At 58.8% G+C, this 8048-nt stretch carries 5 protein-coding genes; all 5 read left to right on the top strand.

Annotation, left to right across the window (positions count from 1 at the left end; genetic code table 11):
* Window positions 1–850 (top strand): LysR substrate-binding domain-containing protein (locus AAAB35_RS21050; protein WP_340670228.1); only part of this gene is annotated, 850 nt, incomplete at its 5' end.
* Between the two features lie 237 nt (window positions 851–1087).
* Window positions 1088–3508 carry an FAD-dependent oxidoreductase gene (locus AAAB35_RS21045; RefSeq protein WP_340670227.1) on the top strand — a complete coding sequence of 807 codons (2421 nt, stop codon included), beginning with the start codon at window positions 1088–1090 and terminating at the stop codon, window positions 3506–3508.
* A gap of 26 nt (window positions 3509–3534) precedes the next feature.
* Window positions 3535–4785: a sarcosine oxidase subunit beta family protein gene (locus AAAB35_RS21040; RefSeq protein WP_340670226.1), complete on the top strand. Its 1251-nt coding sequence runs from the start codon at window positions 3535–3537 to the stop codon at window positions 4783–4785.
* Between the two features lie 23 nt (window positions 4786–4808).
* Window positions 4809–5081: a sarcosine oxidase subunit delta gene (locus AAAB35_RS21035; protein WP_340670225.1), complete on the top strand. Its 273-nt coding sequence runs from the start codon at window positions 4809–4811 to the stop codon at window positions 5079–5081.
* Window positions 5078–8044, top strand: a complete 2967-nt coding sequence (locus AAAB35_RS21030; RefSeq protein WP_340670224.1) for a sarcosine oxidase subunit alpha family protein — start codon at window positions 5078–5080, stop codon at window positions 8042–8044. Before AAAB35_RS21035 ends, AAAB35_RS21030 begins: the two co-directional genes overlap by 4 nt.
* Window positions 8045–8048: the final 4 nt, after the last annotated feature.

The following is an 8048-nucleotide window of genomic DNA, read 5'->3' as shown; positions in this document are numbered from 1 at the left end:
TGAATGCGCGGCCAGACATCTCAGTTTTACGGATGCTGGCGACGAACTGGGGTATACGCAGGCCGCCATCAGCAATCACGTCCGCGCCCTCGAACAATATATCGGACGACAACTTTTCATACGTTATCCGCGCAGCCTGAAGCTCACGGAGATAGGTGAGGCATTTCTACCCACACTGCGGCAGGCGCTCAACCAGATTGATTTCGCGACAGAAGCGATACTCGCCTCGGCCCGTCGTCGGACTGTGGTTATCTCCTGTCCGACCAGCCTGGCGGAAAACTGGTTGGCCAACTGTATCGCGGGCTTCAGCAAAAAATACCCCGAATTCGAAATTCTGTTGCATGGCTCCATCTGGGAAGAGCCCGCCGAGCAGATCGCCGACATTGTGATCTCGATCCGACGTTACGACAATATCCCGCCCACGGGCATCCAACTTTGGGCCGAAACGACTTTATTACTTTGCGCACCGCAGTTTCTGACCGGACCTAAGGCGTTGGTCACTCCTTCCGACATACTCAAGATGAACTGGATATCGGTCCACGGAAGACAGGAACTCTGGCAGGACATGGCAAATGCCCTTGGAATCGACGCCGGTGGAAACGAAAAGCGTCTGTCGACGAACTCGACGAACATCGCGCTTGAACTTGCGGCGAGCGGCGCCGGTTGTATCGTCACCACGCGCTCGCTGGCGCGCACATATGTGGAGCGCGGGCTCCTGGTCGAGCCATTTGCGACAAGGCTGGCGAGCCCGTGGAACTACTACTTGGTCGATAGCCCCGTGTCGAAGGGCGTTGTCATCAAAAAAGTCAGAGAATGGATCATTGAGCACGCAAAGGCGGCAGGCGTTTGAAATCCCGTGCCGCCTGCGGTTCGCCCATTCAATCTAGCAAAACCGTTGTGGGCAACAATCTAAAATTGATGGATCAATGACGTTGTTTTATTTGGCCATTCGCGAGACAAACAGATCAGATTCCGGTCTTTGGGCGCTTCCGAAGCAGGTTGGGGGGTCCTAGAATGGGGGTAATCAGCGGGGAATGAACGCTGGCGGCAACAATGGCTCCCGAAGCCCGAGAGTTAAGGAATCCGAATGCGTACACATGCCCAAGCTGTGGTCATCGGCGGTGGTCTCATCGGCTGCTCGATCCTCTATCATCTGGCAAAGCTTGGCTGGTCGGACATTGTGCTCCTCGAGCGTGATGAACTGACCTCAGGTTCGACATGGCACGCGGCTGCCAACATTCATGGTCTTCATGATTCGACCAACATCAGTCGCCTGCAGCATTATACGATGGCGCTTTATAAGGAGCTTGAAGTCGAAACGGGCCAGGGTTGCGGCATCTTCCAGCCGGGCTCTCTCTATCTGGCACAGACCGAGGCGCGAGAGCATCAATTGCGGCTCCAGGAAGCCAAGGCGCGCAGATACGGGATGAATTTCTACGGTATAGACAGAACCGACGCGGAACGACTGCATCCTCTCGTCGATTTCGACGGCATTCGTTGCATCATGTTTGAGCCGGAGGGCGGCAATGTCGACCCTTCGGGAGTTACGATGGCCTATGCGGCGGGTGCCCGCCAGCGCGGCGCCGAAATTCATCGGTTCACGCCGGTTACCGGCACCGAGCAGCAGGCCGACGGAGCTTGGATCGTACGCACGCCGAAAGGCGATATTCGCACCGATTGGGTCGTCAATGCCGCCGGTCTCTGGGGGCGGGAAGTCGCTGCCATGGCCGGCCTTCAGCTTCCGCTGATGCCGACCGAGCATCAGTATTTCGTCACTGAGACGATACCTGAGATAGCAGCGCTGGACCGGCGACTTCCCTCGGTGGCTGACCGCGACGGCGAATACTATCTCAGGCAGGAGGGTCTTGGACTGCTTGTAGGCGCCTACGAGCGGAACATGAAGCTCTGGGCCGAGTCGGGCACGCCGCTCGGTTTCGGCCATGAACTCTTCCCGGATGATCTGGAGCGCATTGAGGACAACATGATGCGCGCCATAGAGCGCGTTCCCGCGGTCGGTACGGCGGGCGTTAAACGTGTCATCAACGGTCCGATGATCTGGTCGCCCGACAGTGCGGTGCTGTTCGGGCCCGTTCCTGAACTCAGGAACTATTTCTGCTGTAACGGCATTATCCCCGGTTTCTCCCAATCAGGGGGCATGGGCAAGCTGGCCGCGGAATGGATGATCGAAGGGGAACCTTCGCTTGACATGTTCGGCTGGGACATGGCCCGCTTCGGCCATTGGGCGGGCAAGGACTTTACCAAGGCACGCGTTCAAGACCAGTATAGCCACCGGTTCAAGATTCATTTTCCCAATGAGGAACGATCGGCGGGGCGGCCAGTCAGGACACGTCCGGCTTACGCGAAGCAAAAGGAGATCGGCGCGCTCTTCGGACTCAACTTCGGTTGGGAACACCCGCTGTGGTTTGCGAACGAGGATGAGCCAAAGGAGGAAACGGCAGGTTTCACCCGCCAGAACTGGTGGCACCCCGTCGGCCGCGAGGCCCGGATGCTGCGCGCCAATGCCGGCATCATCGATATATCAAACTTTGCTAAGTATGAGGTCGAAGGAACTGGTGCAGCTGACTGGCTTAACGGGCTTTTTGCCAACCGGATGCCGACAGAGACGGGCCGCTCATGCCTGACCCCGCTGATTGGAAAGCGCGGGGGCGTCGCCGGTGATTTCACCGTCACCAAGATGGGCACCGAGCATTTTATGATCTTCGGCTCGGGCATGGCTGAGCGGTTTCACCAGCGTTTCTTCAAGGCTGTCCCGCTGCCTCCAACTGTTGACTTCACCTCCCGAACGGAGGCGATGTGCGGATTCAACGTTGCCGGCCCGAAGTCTCGCGAACTTCTGTTGCGGCTCACCAATGAAGACCTGTCGACTCCGTCTTTTCCTTTCATGCGCTCGCGTCGTATGATGGTCGCCGGTGTAGAGGTCATTGCGCTGCGTGTATCCTTTACCGGCGATCTCGGTTGGGAACTCTATTGTCCGTCGGATAAGCAGCTCGTGCTCTACGAGGCGCTGCTCGAGGCCGGGAGAGACCTGGGTGCCGGGCCCGTCGGTTCAAGGGCGTTGATGTCCCTGCGGATCGAAAAGGGCTATGGCAGCTGGGGCCGCGAATATTCGCCCGAATACTGGCCGCACGAAAGCGGTCTCGATCGGCTCATCAAGATGGACAAGGGTGATTTTCTCAATCGCGATGCCTACGCCGCGATTGCGGCGACGCCGTCCCGCGACAGGCTCGCCATGGTCGCAATCCGCGCCGATGACGCAGATGCCACAGGTGGAGAGCCAATATTCCTGCCGGACGGAACACCGGTCGGCCAGGTGTCATCGGGCGCCTATGGCTATTGCGTCGAGATGTCGTTAGCGCTGTGCTATCTCAGGGCTGGCACCACGAAGCCGGGCGACAAGGTCATCGTAGCGATCCTTGGTCGACCGCATGAGGCCGTGATTTTGGAGCGTCCCCCGTTTGATCCGGACGGCCAGCGGCTGAGGGCGTAAAAAAGCGGCACATTCGAGGTATCGGCATGCGGTATTCGGCACTTTCGGTTTTCCTGAACGGACTTCGTGGCAACAAAGACTGGAAGCCCGCCTGGCGCCAGCCGGATCCAAAGCCCCATTATGACGTGATTCTCGTTGGCGGAGGCGGTCATGGGTTGGCGACGGCTTATTATCTCGCCAAGGAACACGGAATAACTGACGTGGCAGTCTTGGAAAAATCCTATATCGGTTCAGGCAATGTCGGGCGCAATACCACGATCATCCGCTCCAACTACCTGCTGTCAGGCAATAATCCATTCTACGAGCTTTCGATGAAGCTTTGGGAAGGGCTCGAGCAGGATTTCAATTTCAACGCCATGGTGTCCCAGCGTGGCGTGCTCAATCTTTATCATTCCGACGGGCAGCGCGACGCGTATACCCGGCGTGGCAACGCCATGCGCTTGTATGGCGTCGATGCCGAGCTTCTTGACAGTGCCGCAGTGCGGCGGATGCTGCCCTTTCTCGATTTCGACAATGCGCGCTTCCCCATACAGGGAGGTCTTCTGCAGCGGCGCGGCGGTACGGTGCGCCACGACGCCGTGGGCTGGGGATACGCGCGCGGTGCCGATAGGCGCGGCGTCGATATCATCCAGAATTGCGAAGTCACCGGCATACGCCAGAAAGACGGCCAAGTTGCTGGCGTTGAGACCACAAGGGGTTTCATCGCCTGCAACAAACTGGCGCTGGCGGCGGCAGGCAACTCCTCGCGTGTCGCCGAGATGGCTGGCATCAGGCTTCCGATTGAAAGTCACGTGCTGCAAGCCTTCGTATCAGAAGGCTTGAAACCGTTTATAGACGGTGTGGTTACTTTCGGCGCCGGACACTTCTATATCTCGCAGTCGGACAAGGGCGGCCTCGTGTTCGGCGGCGACATCGACGGTTACAACTCCTATGCCCAGCGCGGTAATCTGACGACCGTCGAACATGTGGCCGAGGCGGGCAAGGCAATGATCCCTGGCCTGTCGCGTGTTCGCGTCCTGCGCTCCTGGGGCGGCATCATGGATATGTCTATGGATGGCTCGCCCATCATCGACCGCACCGGCCTCGAAAATCTCTATCTCAATGCGGGCTGGTGTTATGGCGGCTTCAAGGCGACCCCTGCCTCCGGGTTCTGCTTCGCCCATCTGATCGCCCGCGGCGTACCGCATCGGACCGCAGCCGCTTTTCGTCTCGACCGCTTCGCCCGGGGCTATTTGCTCGACGAAAAAGGTCAGGGCGCCCAACCAAACCTGCACTGACGGGTGGACCGAGGATCACGAACATGGCAAGCATCGTTCCCTGCCCGCATTGCGGCAGTCGACCCAGGGAAGAATTCACCGTCAAGGGAGCTGCGCTTCCCCGGCCTGCTCCTGAAGCAGGAAAAGACGCCTGGCTCGCTTACGTGTATCTGCGCGATAACCCCCGGGGCTCCCATCGAGAATATTGGCACCACACGTCCGGCTGTCGTCGCTGGCTGGTGGTCACGCGCGATACCGCCACGCACGAGATCACCGCGTGCAGCGACGTGGCAGATACAAGTGGTGTGAAGCCATGACATTCCATCGTCTTGCCGCCGGGGGCCTGATTGACCGCAACAAGCCGCTCTCATTCTCATTCGACGGCAAAACCCTGACGGGCTATGAGGGCGACAGCCTCGCATCAGCGCTGCTCGGAAACGGCCAAGTCTTGGCAGGCCGCAGTTTCAAATACCATCGTCCTCGGGGCATCTTGACCGCAGGCGCTGCAGAGCCGAATGCGCTGATGACGATCGGTAGGGCTGGACGGACGGAACCAAATACCCGAGCCACCATGCAAGAACTCTATGAGGGTCTCGAAGCAAAAAGCCAGAACCGCTGGCCTTCACTCGACGTCGACATCGGCGCTGTGAATGGCCTTCTTGCTCCCTTTCTAGGGGCCGGTTTCTACTACAAGACTTTCATGTGGCCGGCCGTGCTTTGGGAAAGGCTCTACGAGCCCTTCATTCGCCGCGCAGCTGGCCTCGGTCGCGCCACCTACGACGCTGACCCGGACACCTACGATAAATGCTGGGCGCATTGTGATCTTCTGATTGTCGGCGCCGGAGGAACAGGCCTTGCTGCGGCCCTTACTGCGGGACGCGCGGGCGCGCGAGTCATTATCCTCGACGAACATGCGCGTGCGGGGGGCGGACTCCTTTGCGAACGAGCCACGATCGGCGGATGGTCCGCCGCCTCCTTTGTTTCAAACTGTCTGGCGGAGCTGGCTTCCCTGCCAAATGTCGAGGTTCTGACCCGTACCACAGCCTTCGGATGGTACGACGGAAACGTCTTCGGCGCCGTGGAGCGCGTTCAGAAGCACGTTCACGAACCAGACCCCTCTCGTCCAGTCGAACGGTTGTGGCGCATCATCGCCAAACAGGCACTTCTGGCTTCGGGAGCCGAGGAGCAGCCGCTGATATTTGGCGGCAATGATGTCCCGGGCGTAATGATGGCGAGCGCCATGCGCAGCTACCTCAACCGTTACGGGGTCGCACCGGGCAGCAATGTCGCGATTTTCACAACGAATGACAGCGGCTACTCGCTGGCCGGCGATCTGGAGGATGCAGGCGTGACGATCGCCGCTATTATCGATAGTCGAAAAGACGGCCCCACGGCCGCTTACTGCGGAAACGCGCGTGTCGTCCAAGGTGGAGTTGTAAGCAATGCTCACGGTCGAAAATCTCTCTCCTCCATTACCGTCCTGAAGGACGGCAGATCTGAGGACCTCAGAGTGAATTCGCTAGCCATGTCCGGCGGCTTCAGTCCTGTCATCCACCTCGCTTGCCACCGCGGCGGAAAGCCCATGTGGTCTGATACACATGCGGCATTCCTGGCTCCCCAGGATTTAAACGGCCTCGCACTTGCAGGGGCAGCAAACGCTGTCCACGGCATTCAAGCTTGCCTTGATGCCGGTGCAAAAGCAGCAACGGATCTCATCGCAAGACTTGGTATCGCGGCAAAGCAAGCATCCTTCGGCGTCGTCGAGGGAGATATCATCGTCAGGCCGGCACGACCGCTGTGGAAGATTCCTGGCGTTAAGGGCAAGGCCTTCATCGACTTCCAGAATGATGTGCACCGCGACGATCTGAATCTGGCGTTGCGGGAAGGTTATGGTCACATCGAACACGCCAAACGTTACACCACCAACGGAATGGCGACTGACCAGGGCAAACTATCCAACGTCAATGCCATCGGCCTGGTCGCTGAAGCAAGCGGCGTTTCTCCGGCTGACGTCGGCACCACGACGTTCCGTCCGTTCTATACGCCAGTTTCCTTCGGTTCGCTGACTGGCCCATCGCACGGTAAACACTTCCAGCCGGTCCGGAAATCCCCCTTGCATGACTGGGCCAAGAGGAACGGCGCAGTCCTCGTCGAGAGCGGCTTATGGTATCGTTCCGCCTGGTTTCCCCGCCCTGGCGAGAAAGATTGGCGTGAAAGCGTCGATCGCGAGGTAAAAAATGTACGCATCAATGCCGGACTGTGCGATGTCTCGACGCTTGGTAAGATCGAGGTGACTGGTGTTGATGCCGCCGAATTTTTCAACCGCATTTATTGCAATTCCTTCCTTAAGCTGCCGGTCGGGAAGGCACGCTATGGACTGATGCTACGCGAGGACGGGCATATCTATGACGACGGCACCACGAGCCGTCTCGGAGAGAGCCGCTATTTCATGACGACGACGACCGCCATGGCGGCCGGTGTCATGAATCACCTGGAGTTCTGTGCGCAAACGCTTTGGCCGGAGCTCGACGTGCGGCTTGCTTCCGTAACTGATCAATGGGCCCAGATGACGATCGCCGGGCCCAAGGCCCGTACCATCCTGCAGACGATCCTCGATGAGGACATTTCGAACGAAGCCTTCCCCTACCTTGCGGCCAAGGAAATATCGCTCTGTGGCGGGCAGCTTCAGGGCCGCCTGTTCCGCATTTCATTCTCTGGCGAACTTGCCTATGAGCTTGCAGTTCCGGCCGGCTATGGTGGAAGCGTTGCGGATGCCCTGATGCAGGCAGGCAAAGCGCACGGCATCCAGCCCTATGGCGTCGAGGCTCTTTCGGTCCTGCGTATCGAAAAAGGTCACGTCACGCACAACGAAATCAATGGTACGGTCGTGCCGGCGGATCTGGGCATAGCAAGGATGGTATCGGCGAACAAGGCCGATTTCATCGGTAAAAAAATGCTGCTGCGTGAAGGTCTTGATGACCCGGATCGTTTGCTGCTTGTAGGCGTCATGCCGCTGCGATCGACTGACAGCTTTCGCAGCGGCGCACACATTCTCGCGAAGGACGCGACAGCGACGCTTGAAAACGATGAGGGCCATGTCACCTCGACCTGCTACTCTCCGCACATCGGATCCACCATCGGCTTAGCCTTGGTGAAACGCGGAGCCTATCGCCACGGCGAGGACATACTTGTCTGGAACGGCATACGCGACGAGTACACCCCCGGCCGCCTCTGCGATCCGGTCTTTTTCGATAGCGCCAATACGAAGCTGCACGGTTGAGATA

This window comes from Phyllobacterium sp. (genome assembly GCF_037994425.1).
GTDB lineage: Bacteria > Pseudomonadota > Alphaproteobacteria > Rhizobiales > Rhizobiaceae > Phyllobacterium.
Note: the sequence above shows the minus strand (reverse complement) of the source record. Positions and strands in the feature narration are given on the sequence as shown.

Coding starts and splice junctions, on each gene's coding strand:
- AAAB35_RS21035 (WP_340670225.1), top strand. CDS start 4,809: ATGGCAAGCATCGTTCCCTGCCCGCATTGCGGCAGTCGACCCAGGGAA.
- AAAB35_RS21040 (WP_340670226.1), top strand. CDS start 3,535: ATGCGGTATTCGGCACTTTCGGTTTTCCTGAACGGACTTCGTGGCAAC.
- AAAB35_RS21045 (WP_340670227.1), top strand. CDS start 1,088: ATGCGTACACATGCCCAAGCTGTGGTCATCGGCGGTGGTCTCATCGGC.
- AAAB35_RS21030 (WP_340670224.1), top strand. CDS start 5,078: ATGACATTCCATCGTCTTGCCGCCGGGGGCCTGATTGACCGCAACAAG.